Source organism: Paenibacillus sp. FSL M7-0896 (genome assembly GCF_037975415.1).
Lineage (GTDB): Bacteria > Bacillota > Bacilli > Paenibacillales > Paenibacillaceae > Paenibacillus_AQ > Paenibacillus_AQ silagei.
Genome location: NZ_CP150250.1, coordinates 2,687,192 through 2,704,274 on the forward strand (window position 1 = coordinate 2,687,192; position 17,083 = coordinate 2,704,274).

Annotated in this window: 19 protein-coding genes; 16 read left to right on the forward strand and 3 right to left on the reverse strand. The window is 53.5% G+C overall.

The window, feature by feature from the left end; translation table 11 throughout:
* Positions 1-209: 209 nt before the first annotated feature.
* From MKY12_RS11170 to lepB, 10 genes are read left to right on the forward strand one after another with little or no spacing between them, the layout of a single operon-like run.
* Complete coding sequence (locus MKY12_RS11170; protein ID WP_339313824.1) at positions 210-1,211, forward strand: beta-ketoacyl-ACP synthase III; 1,002 nt, start codon at positions 210-212, stop codon at positions 1,209-1,211.
* Entirely contained in the window at positions 1,201-2,418 is a 1,218-nt protein-coding gene (locus MKY12_RS11175; protein ID WP_339313826.1) for an ATP-grasp domain-containing protein, read from the forward strand. The genes MKY12_RS11170 and MKY12_RS11175 overlap by 11 nt, the downstream gene beginning before the upstream one ends.
* Positions 2,415-3,407: an SDR family NAD(P)-dependent oxidoreductase gene (locus MKY12_RS11180; protein ID WP_339313827.1), complete on the forward strand. Its 993-nt coding sequence runs from the start codon at positions 2,415-2,417 to the stop codon at positions 3,405-3,407. The genes MKY12_RS11175 and MKY12_RS11180 overlap by 4 nt, the downstream gene beginning before the upstream one ends.
* Positions 3,404-4,258 carry an MBL fold metallo-hydrolase gene (locus MKY12_RS11185; RefSeq protein WP_339313828.1) on the forward strand — a complete coding sequence of 285 codons (855 nt, stop codon included), beginning with the start codon at positions 3,404-3,406 and terminating at the stop codon, positions 4,256-4,258. The genes MKY12_RS11180 and MKY12_RS11185 overlap by 4 nt, the downstream gene beginning before the upstream one ends.
* Positions 4,255-5,571 (forward strand): F390 synthetase-related protein, encoded by a 1,317-nt coding sequence (locus MKY12_RS11190; protein ID WP_339313830.1) that lies wholly within the window; start codon positions 4,255-4,257, stop codon positions 5,569-5,571. Before MKY12_RS11185 ends, MKY12_RS11190 begins: the two co-directional genes overlap by 4 nt.
* Positions 5,568-6,713 carry a GNAT family N-acetyltransferase gene (locus MKY12_RS11195; protein ID WP_339313831.1) on the forward strand — a complete coding sequence of 382 codons (1,146 nt, stop codon included), beginning with the start codon at positions 5,568-5,570 and terminating at the stop codon, positions 6,711-6,713. The genes MKY12_RS11190 and MKY12_RS11195 overlap by 4 nt, the downstream gene beginning before the upstream one ends.
* 34 nt (positions 6,714-6,747) lie before the next feature.
* Entirely contained in the window at positions 6,748-7,350 is a 603-nt protein-coding gene (pgsA, locus tag MKY12_RS11200) for a CDP-diacylglycerol--glycerol-3-phosphate 3-phosphatidyltransferase (RefSeq protein ID WP_339313832.1), read from the forward strand.
* A gap of 16 nt (positions 7,351-7,366) precedes the next feature.
* Positions 7,367-8,239, forward strand: coding sequence for an SDR family oxidoreductase (locus tag MKY12_RS11205; protein WP_339313833.1), 873 nt, complete (start codon positions 7,367-7,369; stop codon positions 8,237-8,239).
* 33 nt (positions 8,240-8,272) lie between these two features.
* Positions 8,273-8,674, forward strand: a complete 402-nt coding sequence (locus tag MKY12_RS11210) for a DUF4265 domain-containing protein (protein ID WP_339313834.1) — start codon at positions 8,273-8,275, stop codon at positions 8,672-8,674.
* 25 nt (positions 8,675-8,699) lie between these two features.
* Positions 8,700-9,197 carry a signal peptidase I gene (gene lepB, locus MKY12_RS11215; protein WP_036729709.1) on the forward strand — a complete coding sequence of 166 codons (498 nt, stop codon included), beginning with the start codon at positions 8,700-8,702 and terminating at the stop codon, positions 9,195-9,197.
* Here lepB and MKY12_RS11220 read toward each other — a convergent pair.
* Positions 9,194-9,493 (reverse strand): Dabb family protein, encoded by a 300-nt coding sequence (locus MKY12_RS11220; protein WP_339313835.1) that lies wholly within the window; start codon positions 9,491-9,493, stop codon positions 9,194-9,196. The genes lepB and MKY12_RS11220 overlap by 4 nt on opposite strands.
* Positions 9,494-9,574: 81 nt before the next feature.
* Between MKY12_RS11220 and MKY12_RS11225 the strand changes: the two genes are divergently transcribed.
* The 6 genes from MKY12_RS11225 to MKY12_RS11250 all read left to right on the forward strand — a co-directional run bounded on the left by MKY12_RS11225 (position 9,575) and on the right by MKY12_RS11250 (position 15,057).
* The gene (locus tag MKY12_RS11225) at positions 9,575-10,033 is read left to right on the forward strand and encodes a hypothetical protein (protein ID WP_339313836.1); all 459 of its coding nucleotides are present in this window, start codon (positions 9,575-9,577) and stop codon (positions 10,031-10,033) included.
* A gap of 154 nt (positions 10,034-10,187) precedes the next feature.
* Positions 10,188-11,222 carry an HD domain-containing phosphohydrolase gene (locus tag MKY12_RS11230; protein WP_339313837.1) on the forward strand — a complete coding sequence of 345 codons (1,035 nt, stop codon included), beginning with the start codon at positions 10,188-10,190 and terminating at the stop codon, positions 11,220-11,222.
* A gap of 239 nt (positions 11,223-11,461) precedes the next feature.
* Positions 11,462-12,202, forward strand: coding sequence for a GTP pyrophosphokinase family protein (locus MKY12_RS11235; RefSeq protein WP_076074027.1), 741 nt, complete (start codon positions 11,462-11,464; stop codon positions 12,200-12,202).
* A 196-nt stretch (positions 12,203-12,398) separates the two neighbouring features.
* Entirely contained in the window at positions 12,399-13,106 is a 708-nt protein-coding gene (locus MKY12_RS11240) for an HAD family hydrolase (protein ID WP_339313839.1), read from the forward strand.
* A gap of 19 nt (positions 13,107-13,125) precedes the next feature.
* On the forward strand, positions 13,126-13,677 hold the full coding sequence (locus MKY12_RS11245; protein WP_339313840.1) for a YfiT family bacillithiol transferase: 552 nt from the start codon (positions 13,126-13,128) through the stop codon (positions 13,675-13,677).
* Positions 13,678-14,295: 618 nt separating this feature from the next.
* On the forward strand, positions 14,296-15,057 hold the full coding sequence (locus MKY12_RS11250; RefSeq protein WP_339313842.1) for a cupin domain-containing protein: 762 nt from the start codon (positions 14,296-14,298) through the stop codon (positions 15,055-15,057).
* Positions 15,058-15,164: 107 nt separating this feature from the next.
* Here the strand turns inward: MKY12_RS11250 and MKY12_RS11255 are convergent, their stop codons facing one another.
* Positions 15,165-15,563, reverse strand: a complete 399-nt coding sequence (locus MKY12_RS11255; RefSeq protein ID WP_076074036.1) for a MerR family transcriptional regulator — start codon at positions 15,561-15,563, stop codon at positions 15,165-15,167.
* 37 nt (positions 15,564-15,600) lie between these two features.
* Positions 15,601-17,055, reverse strand: a complete 1,455-nt coding sequence (locus MKY12_RS11260) for a prolyl oligopeptidase family serine peptidase (RefSeq protein WP_339313844.1) — start codon at positions 17,053-17,055, stop codon at positions 15,601-15,603.
* Positions 17,056-17,083: the final 28 nt, after the last annotated feature.

The following is a 17,083-nucleotide window of genomic DNA, read 5'->3' on the forward strand; positions in this document are numbered from 1 at the left end:
TTCTCCCGCTTAATATGTGTTACCTGTGCATTTACTATAACCCCGTGAACCTGCGCCGTCAAGCATTTTAAGAACGTTAGTTCGCGAAATGGGATATTTATCTTCTTTTTGTATATGACTCAACCGGAAAATCTAGTAGAATATATCTGTAGTTTACAATAATATATAAAGTTCGACATCTTGGTACTCACACGAATGGGAGATGCATTATGCAGCTTAGACATGTGAAAATAAAAGGAACAGGCAAATATTTGCCGGAGCGTGTAGTTAGTGATGCAGAGCTTGATCAGATCCTTGGCACAACACCGGGCTGGGTGAACAAAATCACCGGCGTCGGCACCCGCCATTATGTCAATACAGATGAAACCGCCTCCTTCATGGGCGCAAGAGCTGCTGAAGCGGCCCTCGCCGATGCAGGCCTCAGCTTCAGTGAGGTCGATTGTCTGGTGTGTACGAGCGGAACCAAGGAGCAGCCGCTGCCGAGTACCGCCGTGTTCATTCAGCAGGCCATGGGGCAGGCTGATTCCGGTGTGCCGGCTTTTGATATCGATGCGACTTGTCTCAGCTTTCTGGTGGGGCTTGATGTGATGTCCTACATGGTGGAAGCGGGCAGATATAAGAATGTGCTGCTGGTGGCCACTGAGATTGCATCGGTGGGGCTGAACTGGCAGGATAAGGAGAGCTCGGCCTTGTTCGGTGACGGAGCGGCAGCGGTGGTGATCGGGCCTGCGGAGACCGGTGATTCCTCGCGGATCCTCCATGCTTCGCTCAAAACCTACAGCAGTGGTGCGCGTTATTCGGAGATTGCCGGGGGCGGGACCAGACTGCATCCCCAGAATTATACAGCAGAGGATGCACTGCCTTATCTGTTCCATATGGATGGACAGGCTATATTCCGCAAAGCGTCCAAGCTGCTTCCGGATTTCATTGCTGACATGCTGAATGCCACAGGCAATAAGATGGACGACTTCAGGCTGGTTATTCCCCATCAGGGCAGTGCAATGGCGATGCGTCTCCTTCGTAAAAAGTTGGGAATTGCCGAGGACCGCTTCCTCGACAATACCGCAGGCCATGGCAATACGATTGCAGCGTCCATCCCGATGGGGCTGCATGAAGCTATCCGTCAGGGCCGGATAACGCGCGGAGACCGGATCATGCTGCTCGGCACAGCGGCAGGGCTGTCTCTGGGAGGCATGATTATTGATTACTGAGGCCCGGCATATTCTGATTACCGGCGGACGCGCCCCGGTGGCCCTGGAGCTGGCAAGGCTGTTCAAGGCGGCAGGCCACCGGGTATATGTGGCAGAAAGTGCAGAGTATCATCTGTGCCGGGTATCCTCTGCCGTCGAAGCCAGCTTCCGGGTGCCTGCCCCAAGGCATCACCCGCAGGCTTATGTCCAGCGCCTGGCTGCGTTAACGGAAGAACTGGGCATTCACTGCCTGATTCCGACCTGCGAGGAGATATTCTATATCTCTGCCGGTCTTGAGCATCTGACGGGGTGCCGCGTACTTACGCCAGACCGGAGTATTCTGGCCGGGCTGCACCATAAAGGGGAGTTCATGATCCTGCTCCGTTCGCTCGGATTCAAGATCCCGGACACGATGCTGATCAGCAGCGCAGAAGAGTGGCGGAGAGCCGTGATGCAGGCAGCGCAGGAGGGAGAGCAGCGGGTCTACAAACCTGCATATTCCCGCTTTGCCTCGAAGGTCATTCTCCCGGATAAAAGATCCGCTTCAACTAATCCGCATAACCGCGTTCCGGGAGAAATAGAGCCTCCAGCCGGATTATCGGCTGAGGCTCCCTGGGTGTCCCAGGAGTACATTCAAGGCAGAGCGATTTGTACGTACAGCATACTTCACGAGGGCACAGTTGTGGCGCATGCTGCGTATGACAGCAGGTACAGGACGGGACGCAGCGGGGCCAGCGTGTATTTTGAACCGTTGGAGCATCCTGCGGCCCTGGAATGGGTCCAGCGGTTCGCCGCAGCAACCGGCTTCAGCGGCCAGATCGGATTCGATTTCATCGAACCGGAGAACGGGACGCTGTATCCAATTGAATGCAATCCGCGCGCTACAAGCGGTATTCATCTGTTCTCGCCGGAGGAAGGGTTGACGGAGGCGCTGCTGAATCCCGGTCTGCTCGTGCAGAGCGGAACAGTCATTGTTCCGCGTTCAGCCCGCACAGCTATGCTGACACTGCCCATGCTGGGCTGCGGGCTGAAGCCGGGACCCGGGGGCTTCGGCAGCTGGCGGCAAGCGCTGCTTGGAGCAGCAGATGTGGTCTACCGCAAGGAAGACCGCCGCCCTGCCCGCGAGCAGTTCCGCATAGTATACGCCGCCTGGAAGACAGCCAGGCGGCACCGCATCTCGATCACAGAGGCGTTAACTGAAGATATAGAATGGAATGGTGAGGCATGACCAAAGCGCTGGTAACAGGTGCAACCGGATTTCTTGGACGGCATACCGCCCGGAGGCTGGCCCGGATGGGCTGGGAGGTCTACGCGCAGGGACGCAACCCGGAGCAGGGAAAGCAGCTGGAGCAGGAAGGTGCAGTGTTCCTGGCCGGGGATCTGCGTGACCCGGAGACTGCCTATGGCTTTTGCCGGGGAATGGATGTGGTGTTCCATTGTGCAGCCTTGTCGTCACCCTGGGGGAAGTACAAGGAGTTCTATACATGCAATGTGGAGGCTACAAGCCATATAGTTGAGGGGTGCAAACGGCATGGCGTAGGAAGGCTGGTTCATATCTCCACGCCCAGTGTGTATTCCAGCCAGCGGCCCCGCTTCGGCATCCGGGAGAGTGATCCGCTTCCCGGCCGGCCGGCCAATGCTTATGCAGCAACGAAGCTGATTGCCGAGCAAATTGTCCGTCAAGCTACGAGTGAAGGGCTTACCGCCTTCATGCTCCGGCCTAGAGCCATATTCGGCCCGCTGGACAACGCCCTGTTCCCCCGGCTGCTGGCAGCGAATGAGAGCAAGGGGGTGCCGCTGATGAATGGCGGAGCGGCCAGGCTTGATCTCACCTGCGTAGAAAATGTAGTCGATGCCATGCTGCTCTGCTGTGAAGCCCCGGTGTCTGCTTCCGGCAGCGTCTACAATATTACTAATGGTGAGCCGCTAAGGTTCGAAGAGCTGGTCACCCGGCTATTCTCACTGCTCGGGGTTCCGCTGCACACCCGGCGATTGCCCTACCCGGTAGCTTATACCGCAGCGGCCTTAATGGAGGGGATCTACAAGGTGCTGCCTATTCCGGGTGAGCCGCTGCTGACCCGTTATTCTGCAGCCGCACTCGGAATCTCCCAGACACTGGATATTACACTGGCCCGCGAGCAGCTGGGTTATCAACCGCGTATAACAACAGACGAGGGACTTCGTGCCTTTGCAGAATGGTGGAGGGAACAGCAATGATTACAGAAATTCCAGTTGAATTATCTATACTGTCTGCGGGCTATTGCCTGCATCCCGAGCGTCTGACGCTGCGTGGAGGCACACTGAAGCCGGTTGCCTTCCCGGCAGGTTACGCCCTGATCCGGCATCCGGAATACGGCCCCATCCTGTTCGATACAGGCTACAGCGCGCGTTTCTTTCAGGAGACAGCTAGTCTGCCAGCTTCTCTATACCGCAAGATTACTCCGGTTGTCTATAGAGAGGAAGAGAGTGCAGTGCGGCGGTTGCAGGCAGGTGGGATCTCGCCGGAGGAGGTGCGGTATGTGGTGCTGTCGCATTTTCATGCCGACCATATCGGCGGGGTACGGGATTTCCCGCAGGCACAGTATATTTATTTGCAGAAATCTTACGATGCCGTAAGCGGGCTGGGTCCGGTGCGGGCGACGAAAGCGGGATTCCTGCCCGGGCTGCTGCCGGATGACTTCATCCTCCGCTCCATTCCTGTGGATGAAGCCTCAGCGAAGCGTGCGTTGCCGCAAGGCCTTCCGTTCACGGACGCCTATGATCTGCTTGGAGACGGCAGCCTGCTGGCGGTTGAGCTGTCCGGCCATGCCGCCGGGATGATCGGCGTATTCGTCTCCACCACCCAGCATGATTATTTGCTCTGTGCAGATACGGTCTGGTCCAGCCGCGCGTTTCGCGAGAACCGTAAGCCGCACCTGGCAGCAGGCTTGATCATGTCCAGCCGCACAGAATACCACCGCAATTTCGAGCGGCTGCGCCAGCTGCATGAACAATTTCCTAAGCTTCGGATTGTGCCCAGCCATTGCCGCGAGGCGCTTGCGCACTGGGGAACGGGAGGGGTGACATGAAGCGGCTCAGGCTGGTAATCACCCATTACATCCTCACCAAGTGGGGCAGACGCTGGAAGAACCGGGCAGCACTCGAGCAGTGGCAGGAGAAGCGTATCCGGCTTCATGTAGAGAGGGTGAGGCAGCGTTCGAAGTTCTACAGGGAGCTGTGGGCAGGCATTCCGTCCAAGGAATGGCGGAGTTTCCCTGTGATCGGGAAGCCGGAGATGATGGAGAATTTCGATCAGCTTAACACTGCGGGTATTACGAAGGAGCAGGCCTTTGCCGAGGCCTATGAAGCGGAGAACAGCAGGAACTTCAAGCCTACGCTGCAAGGCGTCACCGTCGGGTTGTCCTCGGGAACCTCCGGCAACCGGGGGATTTTTCTCGTTGGCGAAGAAGAGCAGGCTGCCTGGACCGGCACGGTGCTGGCAAAGCTTTTGCCGGGTGGACTGTGGAAGCGGGCGAGCATTGCATTTTTTCTGCGGGCAAATAGTAATTTGTATGAATCCGTGAAGCAGGGAAGGCTGCAGTTCCGGTATTTCGATCTGCTGGAGCCGCTTCCCCGGCTCTTGACCCGTATGAAGGAGTACCAGCCGGATATCTGGATTGCACCGCCGTCCATGCTGCGTCTGCTTGCCGGGGCACAGCAATCGGGTGAGATGAATCTGCATCCCCGCCGGATCATTGCGGTTGCGGAAGTGCTTGACCCGCTCGACCGGCAGCAGATTGAGCAGACCTTCGGGCAGAAGGTGCATCAGGCTTATCAGTGTACCGAGGGCTTCCTCGGAGCTACCTGTAGTTACGGAACATTGCATCTCAACGAAGATATTGTACATATCGAAAAAGAAATACTGGATGAAAAATCACGCCGGTTCGTGCCTATCGTGACCGATTTCTCCAGAAGTGTGCAGCCCATCGTCCGCTACCGGCTGAATGATATTCTGACCGAAACGGCAGAGCCGTGTCCCTGCGGTTCACTGTTCACGGCCATTGAGCGGATCGAAGGACGCTGTGATGATATCCTGTATCTGCCCCATACGGCAGACGGCACGCACGTTACAGTATTCCCTGATTTCGTTACCCGGGCTGTGCTGGCGGCTTCCGCAGACATTGAGCATTACCGGGTCATTCAGCACAGCCTCACTGAGCTGGAAATCTCCTATTGTACACGAACCGGCACTGATCAAGGGACGGAGCAGCAGATTACTTCAGAACTGACGCGCTTGTTCGCCAGGCTGTCCTGCATCCCGCCGCAGCTGACTTTTACCGCCTACAGCTTCGTGCCCGGAACTGTGAAGCTGCGCCGGGTGGAGAGGGGCTGGAAGCCGTGAAGGACCGGGTAACGCAATATGACCGCGATTCTGTTGCCGGGTTGGACTGGCCGGATACGGAGTACGGGCGGTATGCCCGGGAGTATCTTACACCGCTGCTGGAGCGGGGAGCGCAACCTTTTATCGATAATGTGAGTACAACTGTTAAGGTGTTGACCATCGATGGGCTGCCGGTTCCGATTACGGTCAACGAAGCAGACTATGACAATTCGTATGTATGCTCACCCTATACCCACTATGTCAGCTATGCGCGTGAGGAGCTGGCGCTGCTCAATAACCGGCTTCTAGAGGGCCTATTGTCGCTAATGCTCTCAGGCATGGGCTGGATGCTGCGACAAGCACGGTTCAACCGGGTGGTTCAGGTGAATAACTGGCTGCTGTCCACCAATCTGTATCCTGCCTTAAATGCGGAACAGCTGACGGCGATACTGGATTACCTCCGGCAGACTTATCCGGGTTATACCTTAATGTATCGTTCGCTTAGCCGGGAGACTTCGGGAGAACACATTGTCAAATTGCAAGGATATGGCTGCAAGCTGGTTCCAAGCCGTCAGATCTACCTGCTGCATCCGAATACCTCCGGCTCGAAGGCCAGGTGGCTGGTCAAACGCGACAGGAATCTGCTGGCGAAGCACGGCTATACTGAGGTGGGCCCGGAGGAGATTACACGGGAGGACATTCCCCGGATCGTGGAGCTGTACAGACTGCTGTATATCGATAAATATTCGACCTATAATCCGCAGTTCACCGAAGCCTATATTGCCCTGGCGCTGGAGCGGCGCACCTTGCAAATCTACGGTCTGCGCAAGGAGGGAAGGCTGGATGCGGTGCTTGGCTTCTATGAGCGGGAGGGCGCGATGACTGCGCCATTATTCGGTTATGACACAAGTCTGCCTCAGTCTCTAGGACTCTACCGTATGCTGTCCGCCGTCCTGATCGGGCTTGCGGGCAGCAGAGAACTATTACTGCACGAGAGCTCCGGCGTCGGCCAGTTCAAGCGCAACCGGGGAGCGGCTGGAGCCACCGAATATTCGGCGGTGTATGACCGGGGCACCTCACTGCTCAACCGCTGCGGTTGGTCCTTCCTGGAGCTGCTGCTCCGGCGGATCGGCATGCCGCTTATTCAGAGGCTGAAGCTGTAGATCGGAACCATGAATGTGAGACAGGAGGCAGAAGATGAATCTAGCTAACCGTATTACCTTGTTCAGGATATTGCTGATTCCGCTGTTCATTGCGCTTTTTCCCATTTATCCGGAAGCATGGGTCAACCAATTCTCGATCCTGGCCTATTTAGAGGTACATGGTGTTTTTTATGCAGCTATAGTTTTTATTGCGGCTTCTATAACAGACAAGCTGGACGGGTACGTGGCGAGAAAATATAACCAGACCACAAATTTAGGGAAGCTGCTTGATCCGTTGGCAGATAAGCTGCTTGTTGCTGCCGCGCTGATTCTAATGGTGAGTCTGCATATGATCCCATCTTGGATTGCTTTCTTAATATTAGCAAGGGAAGTTATAATGATGGGTGTCCGTATTGCCGCTTCAGCGCAGAAGGTAGCATTGGCAGCTGATAAATACGGAAAATGGAAAATGGTCCTGCAAGTTGTCGCTATTTCTGCAATGCTTTTGAATAATGCGCCCTTCAGCCTGTTCACTTCCTTCCCTGTCGACCTAACCCTGATGTATGGTGCATTAGTAATAACCGTATACTCGGGTTACAACTACATTAAGAACAATTATCATCTACTGAAATTGGAAGCTCATACATCACATTATTAAAAAAAGGAGGTGCCCAATGAACTCTAATCCAAGCCAGCCCCAAGGAATTGATCCGGTTGCGCTGATTACAGGGACCTCCAGCGGATTCGGGCTGCTGACCGCAATTACGCTGGCCCGCAGAGGGTACCGGGTCATTGCCACCATGCGGGATCTTGGCCGCAGCAAGGAGCTTGTTCAGCAGGCTGAACAGGCGGGGGTACGGGAGCGCATTCATCTGCTGGCACTGGATGTCACCGACGAAGCTTCGATTGCATCTGCTATTCAGGAGAGTCTTGAGCTTGCCGGCAGAATGGATGTGCTGGTGAATAACGCCGGCTTCGCCGTAGGCGGATTCGTGGAGGAGGTCAGCATGGAGGAATGGCGGCGGCAGCTGGAGACTAACTTTTTCGGACTGGTTGCCGTAACGAAGGCGGTGCTTCCCCACATGCGGGTCCAGCGCAGCGGCCTGATCATTAACGTGAGCAGTGTCAGCGGCCTGAGTGGATTCCCGGGCTATGGTCCGTATGCCGCCTCGAAGTTTGCGGTGGAAGGGTTCAGCGAGAGTCTGCGTCAGGAGATGCTCTCTTTTGGCGTCCGCGTTGTACTGGTTGAACCGGGCTCCTTCCGTACCCCCATCTGGGACAAAGGGATTACGGGGATGCACAGAAGTGAAGGCTCCCCTTATCACACCAGGCTTGAAGAGGTGCTGCGGTACTCCCGGCGGGCGTCCGAGACGGCTCCCGATCCGCAGGAGGTGGCTGATCTGATTGGAAGGATCACTGCCTTACGTGCGCCGAAGCTACGCTATCCTGTAGGCCGGGGCTCGCGGGTGCTGATGATCGGCAAGGCCCTGCTTCCCTGGAAGGTGCTCGAGGGCATCATTTCGAGGACACTTCGGGCGATGAAATGATAGCATGACAGAACAGAATTGAGGTGGAGGCTTTTGCCGGGAACGGTTGGATTACATATATGCTTTGATGAGCAAGGCCGGGAGATTGAGGTGCTGGATGTGACCCGGGTCGACAAGGATATCTACCGGATTGAGGAGACGCCGATTTTCAACCCGGGGATTGCGCTTGGCGATATTATCCGAGTGAGTGAGCGTGAGGGGATCGCTTATTACGTTGAGACGGTGAAGAAGTCCGGACTTGTCCGGTATGCCTGGCTGCTCAGCAAAGAGGCGGCGGCTTCCGGCGAGATCCGCAGCTTCACGGAGCGGGTTACAGAGCATGGGGGCAGATGGGAGCAGATCTTCGGCGGCCTGCTGGTGATTTATCTGCCGAAGCACTCTCTAGTAGACGCGGAGCTGGAAATGTCACAGATTATTGAGCATTTTGAAGGCTAATTATACGAAGCTGAGGTGAAGGAAGTTGAAAAAATTCTTGAAGCAGTGGGTGCCGAGTATTGCCATTGGCATTATTCTATCCCTATTTATCCGTACCTACGTAGCAGAAGCAATGCGTGTACCTACCGGCTCGATGATTCCGACGATAGCGATTAACGACCGGCTTGTGGTAGACAAAATGCTCTGGAATACCTCGCTGAAGCATGGTGATATCGTGGTGTTCCATCCGCCGGTCGCTGAAGATGCACATAAAAGATATGTAAAACGGCTGATCGGACTGCCGGGCGATGTGATTGAGATCAAGGAAGGCACTCTGTACCGTAATCATGAGGCGGTCGATGAGCCATACCTGCAGGAAAAGATGACCTATACCTTCGGGCCGGTCACCGTTCCCGCAGACCAGTATTTTTTCTTGGGCGACAACCGTAACGTCAGCTATGATGCTCACCTATGGGAGACTCCGTTCGTAGACAAGGATGCGCTGATCGGCAAAGTGCTGTTCGATGTGAACCAGTTGTTCTAAATCGGGTAGTCGACCACCACAACGTTCTCCAGAATTCCGTCCAGCATGGACACGAACTTCTGATGGGCCGGATGCGGCCCGTATGCACGCAGGGCTTCCTGATTCTCAAAGGTCACGCGGAGCCCCAGCGTATAGCCGTGGACATTCTCCTGCTCCTCGGTTACATTAACGCCTGCTGTAAGGTCAATGATGCCGGGGATTTGCTTTTTCAGCGCCAGCAGTGCTTGTAACAGGGCATGCTCCTGGCTTGGTTCGAATTGCTCATTGAAGCGGAAGACGACGAGATGCTCATACATAATGGAATGATCCTCCTTGGACAAAGTGTTGGACTGCATTAGCGATTATACTACAAATTAGCCGGACGGAGGTTGAATACGTTGACCGGAGATTCTCTAGCCATAACCGACCGAATCAAAGCGCCTAACCCTGTTAGAGTCTTGATAGGTGTGCTAATTCCCATTATTATTCTGAGACTGCCCCCTAACCCCGACCCGGATAGACAATTCTATTTAAACTACATCATACAGGTATGGGTTGGACTCAGCATCGCGGCCTGCCTCTTCATTCTCATCAACGCGTTGCGTAAGGAAGGTCAGCTTCAGTGGGGGACAGATTCGCTTATTATTCGCAAAAAGCGCATCTCCGCGCAAGGGATTAAGGCCATTTACATAGATGGTCCGATAGTAGGAATATTGCCTGCAGGCAAATGGATTGTCCCGGTTAATCTCTGCTTCAGGTTCACAGAAGACACGGTAGCGGTAAGGAAGAGACTAATGTACTGGGCAGAAGAGAACGAAATTAGGCTAAAATACAAGAGATTTGTCAGATGGCTCTGAACAGAATATGGAAAGGCGTCTAAAGACAGGGATTCTATAGCACTAGATTACGGGGAGTTTGTGACTTTGACCGGATTGTTACTTTACCGTCTGTTGACTATGATCAAGTGGAGCATAACGGAATATTCCTATCATACAAAAGGGGTGCTGGTACTTGAAAGTACATGTCACGGATCTGAAGCACGGTGATTGTCTCATGGCAGACACTTTCAATGGTGTAGGGCTGCACGTTCTCCCCAAGGGGACGCGTGTGGAGCGGGAAGAGATTAGTATCCTGATCCGGCACAAAATTGATTATGTCGATATCGAGCCGCGCAGCGGGCTGTATACGGACGCTGAACCTGAGCCCAGCCACGGGCTGCACGATGATTTTGATCTCGCTATTTTGAATTATGAAGCGATTTTTCTGGAAGCCTTGACGAAGGGCAGCTTCTCGCAGTCTGCAGTCGATGATACGTTGAAGCCGCTTCTGGAGACCTTGGAGGGGCAAAAGGATGTTGTCTCCCTGCTGCTCCTGCTGGACCGGGATGACATCGATACATATCACCACTCATTACAGGTGGGCTTATTATCCTATTACATTGCAGCGTGGATGGGTTACTCCAAGGAGGAGCGTTACCAGATCAGCCGTGCGGGCTATCTGCATGATATCGGCAAAAGCCAAGTGCCACTATCGATCCTGAACAAGCAGGGTCTGCTGACGGATTCCGAGAAGGATGAGCTGGCGCGCCACACCTTCTATGGCTATGATCTGATCCGCGGCTCCCAGATGGACGAGGTTACCGCGCTGGTAGCTCTACAGCATCATGAGTATGAGGATGGCTCAGGCTATCCGAATCAGCTGCTCAAAAAAGAGATTCATCCGTACGCCCAGATTGTTTCGGTAGCCAACATCTATATGTCGCTCACCACTTCTACTGCGAACCGTCCCAAGCAGGGGCTGGTTACGGTGCTGCGCAAGGTGCATGAGATGGGCTTCGGCAAGCTGAACGAGACGGTGGTGCAGGCATTGACCGGACATTTACTGCCTAGCTTCGTGGGCAAGAATGTACAGCTCAGCAACGGCGAAGTGGGTATGATCGTCATGAATAACCCGCTGGACCTCTTTAAGCCGCTGGTAAAAGTAGGCGAGGGCTTCCGGGATTTGTCGCGTGAACGCAGCCTGTCCATCGATGAAGTGGTGAACTGAATAACCAGATGAAGAGACGCTGTCAACAGCGTCCGCTTCTAAAGAACGGCCAGACTGTCCTTTTGGACGGTTTGGCTTTTTTTCGTAGGCAGAGAGAAGGAAGGAGGACAGAACTGAGGGTCCCGGTGACCGGAGGAAGGTTTGTGTTCACGTCATAGATTGGCTATGATTAATGAGAGATGGAAGAGTTGTATGGAGATTATAGTCATTCTGTACAGCAGCATAAAGGAGAAATGAAGATGCATACCGACAACCAGTTAGAGAAATTGAAGCAGCTCAAATATGAGCTTACCCGCTTTATGATGATTTACAAGTTCGCTCTTGCCGAGATGGAGACCAAGATTGATATCCTCAAAGAGGAATTCCAGCTGCTTCACGACTATAGCCCGATTGAGCATACCAAGTCCCGGATCAAATCCCCGGAGAGCATTATGAAGAAAATGCTGCGCAAGAACAGTGAACTGTCCCTCCCGCAGATCAGATCCAGTATTAAGGATATCGCCGGACTGCGGATCACCTGTTCATTCATTTCGGATATTTATCAGGTTAGCGCTATGCTGCAGAAGCAGGACGATCTCAAGGTGCTTGAGGTTAAGGATTACATTAAAAACCCGAAGCCCAACGGTTATCAGAGTCTGCATCTGCTTATCGAGGTTCCCGTATTCATGTCGGACTGTCAGGAGCATGTCTGTGTTGAGGTACAGATCCGCACGATTGCTATGGATTTCTGGGCCAGTCTGGAGCATAAAATTTTCTATAAATACAGCCAGGCGGTTCCCGAGCATCTGACCCGTGAACTTAAGAATGCGGCTGACAAGGCGTACGAGCTCGATCTGCAGATGGAGCGGCTGCACCGTGAAATTAAGGAAATCAAGGATTCGCAGGAGGACGAAGATCCATTCTCCGAGTTGCGGGATATGATTCTTAACAATCAACAGTTCAGTCTGCCGGATAACTTTGTTAAGCTGTTGAAGGAATAGATGATGGTTTCACAAGAAAGACATGTACATACAGGAGTCAAGAAGGGAACGGTCCTTGAGCTGGCCAAGTGGCCTTTCCCAAATACAGCTTCGGCTGGGGGGAAGGGCTGCTATGGCGAGTGACAGTCTACTGGAATTCACCGGCATTGTTCGTGACGGCAAGATTCAATTGCTGATTAGATAAGGAGACGGGCCCATGCAGTCATTCAAAGTGATTAGTCTGGATATGTTCCAGACCTTGGTGAATATTGAGAGCAGGCGGGCAGAGGTCTGGAGGCCAATTCTCCAGCAGAAGTTCAGTGAAGCAAGGGCACTCCAGCTCGGTAAGCAATTGCTGAGCCGTTATTATGCAGCAGCCTGCGAAGCCCGGGAGGCGGGTACTTTTATCAGCAGCAGAGAGATTTATTACAGAGGGTTTCAGAGCGTATTTCAGGAGTCCGGCTTGGATTACGATTGTGAGCAGGCAGTGGATAACCTCTTTGCCCAGCATCGGCTGTCTGAAATGTACGCTGATACCGAGGCGTTCTTACAGCGCATATGCCGGGATTATCAGGTATGTATTGTAAGTGATACAGATGATCTTATGCTTCCTGAGTTCTACCGGAATTATCCAATCTTACTGTTCACTTCGCAGACGTATCAGTCGTATAAGAATGACACGCATAACCGTATGTTCACTGAGGTGATAGCCCATTATGGGGTGGAGCCGGAGCAAATTATCCATATTGGAGATTCTGCGTCAGATATTCTTGGAGCAGCCAGAGCCGGAATCAAGTCCTGCTGGCTCAACCGGAACGGACAGCCCTGGGAGCTGGAAGTGAAGCCGGATGTTACGGCGGGAACACTGGAAGAGGCCTATGCGCTGTTGTCACCCGAAAATGGTATGATATCCAAACAACAATAACAAAGGAGCTGTGAGCGAAATGAACGACAATGTGGAAGAGCAGGAGCTGGAGTTGTTAAAATACCCGCTTGGAAGATTCGCCGCTAAGGGGAACCGGACAGCAGAAGTGCGGGCAGCATCGGTTGCGGTCTTTAGGCAGTTGGCAGAAGAGCTACGGGCAGCAGTAGAACCGCTAACGGCGGAACAGCAGCATACCCCTTACCGGCCGGGCGGCTGGACTGTGGTTCAGGTCGTGCATCATCTCGCCGATACGGGCATGTATGCATACCTCCGCTTCAAGCGGGGTCTGACGGAGGAAGCACCGCAGGTTCCAAGCTATAGACAGGATTTGTGGGCGGAGCTGAGCGATTCTTCCAACGAACCGGTGGAATCCTCACTCCAGCTCATCGGACTGCTTAACCGCAGATTCGCGAACTTACTGGAATCCTTGCAGCCTGAGGACTATAGCCGGACCTTTGTAAGCGGTGGTCTTGGTGAGATGACACTGGATACCGCAGTGGAGAGGTACATCTGGCACAGCCGCCATCATATCGCGCAGATTACAGCTTTGATCCAGCGAAGCGGCTGGTAACGATAACTTTGTTGTACCATGAACAGACGGAGAGGGTGTGTACCCTCCGTCTTTTTATTTTGTCCGGGACCTGAAAAGGGTGTGGAGGCCCGACGAGTAAACGGGGAGTCTGGAATGTATACAAAAAACCGAATACAATGGGCATGGTGTCCCGAATGTATGTGGAAAACAGCATACATTGGGGCAGATACGGGGCCTCCGGTCAAAATGTATGCGGAAAACAGTATACATTCGGGCGGAAGTGGGGCTCCGGTCAAAATGTATGCGGAAAACAGTATACATTCGGGCGGAAGTGGGGCTCCGGTCAAAATGTATGCGGAAAACAGTATACATTCGGGCGGAAGTGGGGCTCCGGGCAAAAGTATGCGGAAAACAGTATACATTCGTGAGGCTGCGGGGCATGTGAGACGTTACTCCTTTTATGGTTGCAGCCCCATCCAGCCCGTCCGCCCAATCCATTGTCGAATTGACCTGTCCAGCTAATTATTCGGCTTAAGGGGCAAATTTACTGTGCGGCGGTGCTATTCATCGTCACCTGGGCATGGGCGGATACATATCCTATAACCAGAACGATAAAAAACGGCCCCGAGGAAAGGACGGATTTGTGTGACCTCTTATATGGACTATACGTCGCCCAATACACAGTTTACGTTTGATATGAACGGCAACACCTTATTCAAGAAGGATGACTGCAATTATATCAACGTACTGGGCATCAAAAATCTGAACACCCTGGAGAATACCTCGCTGCTCGATATCTATCTCAGCAGATCCAATGTGGTAGAGCCGCATTATCATCAAAATGCCGCTGAGCTGGTGTATTGTATCTCAGGCGCGGCTGTGGTGTCGCTGATCAACCCGTTTACGAACGAGCTGCTGCATTTTCCGATCACCCCGGGCCAGGTTGCCAATGTGCCGCAGGGCTGGTGGCACTATGAAGTGGCCACGATGGATTGCACCCATCTGCTGGCGATCTTCGATGCTCCAACACCGGAGGTCATTCTCGGCTCGGATCTTCTGAGCTTAACCCCGGCTAATGTGCTGGCACATACCTACTGCCTTAATGAAGCGCTGGTTAAGGAAGCACTCGCTCCGGTGAAGCCTCAGACCTTCATTGGTCCGCCTGCGGATTGCTGTCCTCCTGTGAAGGCGGCAACCGAGAATATGAAGGGAACCCACATCGCTCCTGCCAATATGACGCCGATGATGGCTAATGCGAACATGCCGTCTTACATGCACCCGCAGCAGGCTCCGCAATCCTTCGGATACCAGCCGATGGCGGTACACGGTTATTATGCTCAGCCGTATGCCCAGCCCTACCGCCAGCAGCAATACGTCCAGGCTCCTCCGCAAGCAGTGCATGAGGCGGGGGCCGAATAACAGAGATCCAGAGGGCACAAACGGCAGCGTATTCTGTGAATGCAGAATGACGCTGCCGATTTTTTTGCAAATATAAGAAATTATATGTTTCACACGATAACTTGTCTTCAATGATGCTGATCTGGAACCTGGAAGGAACGCAGATAATTCTGAATATCTTCCTGCGGGGTCTCAAGCAGACCGGCCAGCATGTTTTGAATAGCGTACAGGGCAGCAACCTTTTCGTCGATTTCGGTGATTTTGTCGCGGACGAGTTCCTTTAAGGTATCTTCATCCATCTTCGAGCCGAGCAGGGCGAGTGCCGCCTGGATTTCTTTCAGTGAATAGCCCAGAGACTGGGCATCCTTGATGAACTTCAGCTTCACTAGAATATCTGCAGAGTAGATCCGGTATCCCTTAGCGGTCCGTTCCGGGGCTGGCAGGATGCCGCTGTCCTCATAGTAACGGATGGTTGCCGCACTCAGCCCCGCCTGCCGCGCCAGCTCACCACGGGTCATTCCCTTCATCTGGTATTACCTCCTGTATTTAGATATCAATCTGCTCCTATGGTCTCTTGTACGTGTAGGCCGGTTCAAAGTTTACTTCCGGGTATTCGGTCGATGGACCGTTCAGCAGCGCCTGCGGCTCATCTAGCAGATACTGATCAAAAAATGACCGGACATAGGTTCTGCTTATATCTACAGTATGCACCGGATCAAGGCCATTGGCGAATAAGGAGGGCGACAGCAGGGCTATATCCGTAAAACTCTGGTGAATGAAATGATCCATTGTCAGATAATAGGTATCCCGGGTGCTGCGGCCCATAACTGACTTCAGATCCGGCGTGAATTCTTCATAGATCAGGGGATCTGTGTTCGCTTCAGGATGTGCAAGATTCTGCGCAGTCGTTCCGGACATCATATACATAAAAGGCTGCGTCAGCCCTTCACGGGCAACCTTGCCCCAGAACCCGCCTTCCAGACTGACACCGGCCTTAAACCGCTTGTCCTGGGCTAAAGCTTCGGCGGTTGTCGCCCCGCCATAGGAATGGCCGAAGATCCCCGCACGGCTGAGATCAAGCCTGCCTTGGAACAATCCATTCGGGTCTTGGGTATTCCAAGCCGTCAGGGTGTCCAGCACAAAGCTGGCGTCCGCTGTACGGATGGCAATTCCGCTCACATTGTAGTTGTAGAGCTCTCCGGAAGTATCGAACTTTGGATCAGGCACGTAGTAGGCCGAAGCGCCGTCCGGGTAAGTGACCTTGGCTGAGGTGTAAGGATGATCGATCCCTACGACAATATAGCTGTGGCTGACCAATTCTTCGATAATCGACATACTCTGGAATCGGGTAGAGCGGATTCCCGGCGAGAACAGCAGGACCGGATAGCTGGGTTCTTGTGCCGATAGCTTCACTCCGTCTGTAACATGAGTAGGAATATCGGTCACATGGCTGAATAGCTGTTTCGGCAATCCGAATACAAGGCTAATGGCTTCGCCTAGTGCGGAAGGGTAATGCTCCTTAGGCTTACCCTCAGTCTGGTCAGGATCGGCCGGATACCATACATTAACCATCAGCTTACGTTTGCCGCCTTCCTCAGCGCTCAGCGTCTCGTCACGCTGCTCATCGGTAAGCTCGCGTGCGATCGTCCCGATGGCATATTGCCCTGTTGGCTTAGGTTGCGTGAACATCGGCAGCAGCCTGGACGCATAGATGGATACTCCTGAAAGAAGGAGGACGAGAATAAGCAGTAGACTCTTCCATAACTTCGCATACCGCTTAGGCTGGCCCGTCCGGGGACGCTTCACAAGTCTGAATCCGAGTATGCTCAACAGCCCGAGCACTGCGGCGTAGGCCGGAGCCATCTGGATACGGTAATTCTCCAGCACCCCATGCATCACCACAGCCATAACGACAGCCAGCAGCATAAGGGTATCCAGTCTCCGGTTTTTCTTGGTCCCTATCATTCCTGCTGTAACAGCCAGAATCACCACAATGACTATAATCTCAAATATTCTCATTTGTACTCCCTCCAACTCTATTCATCTG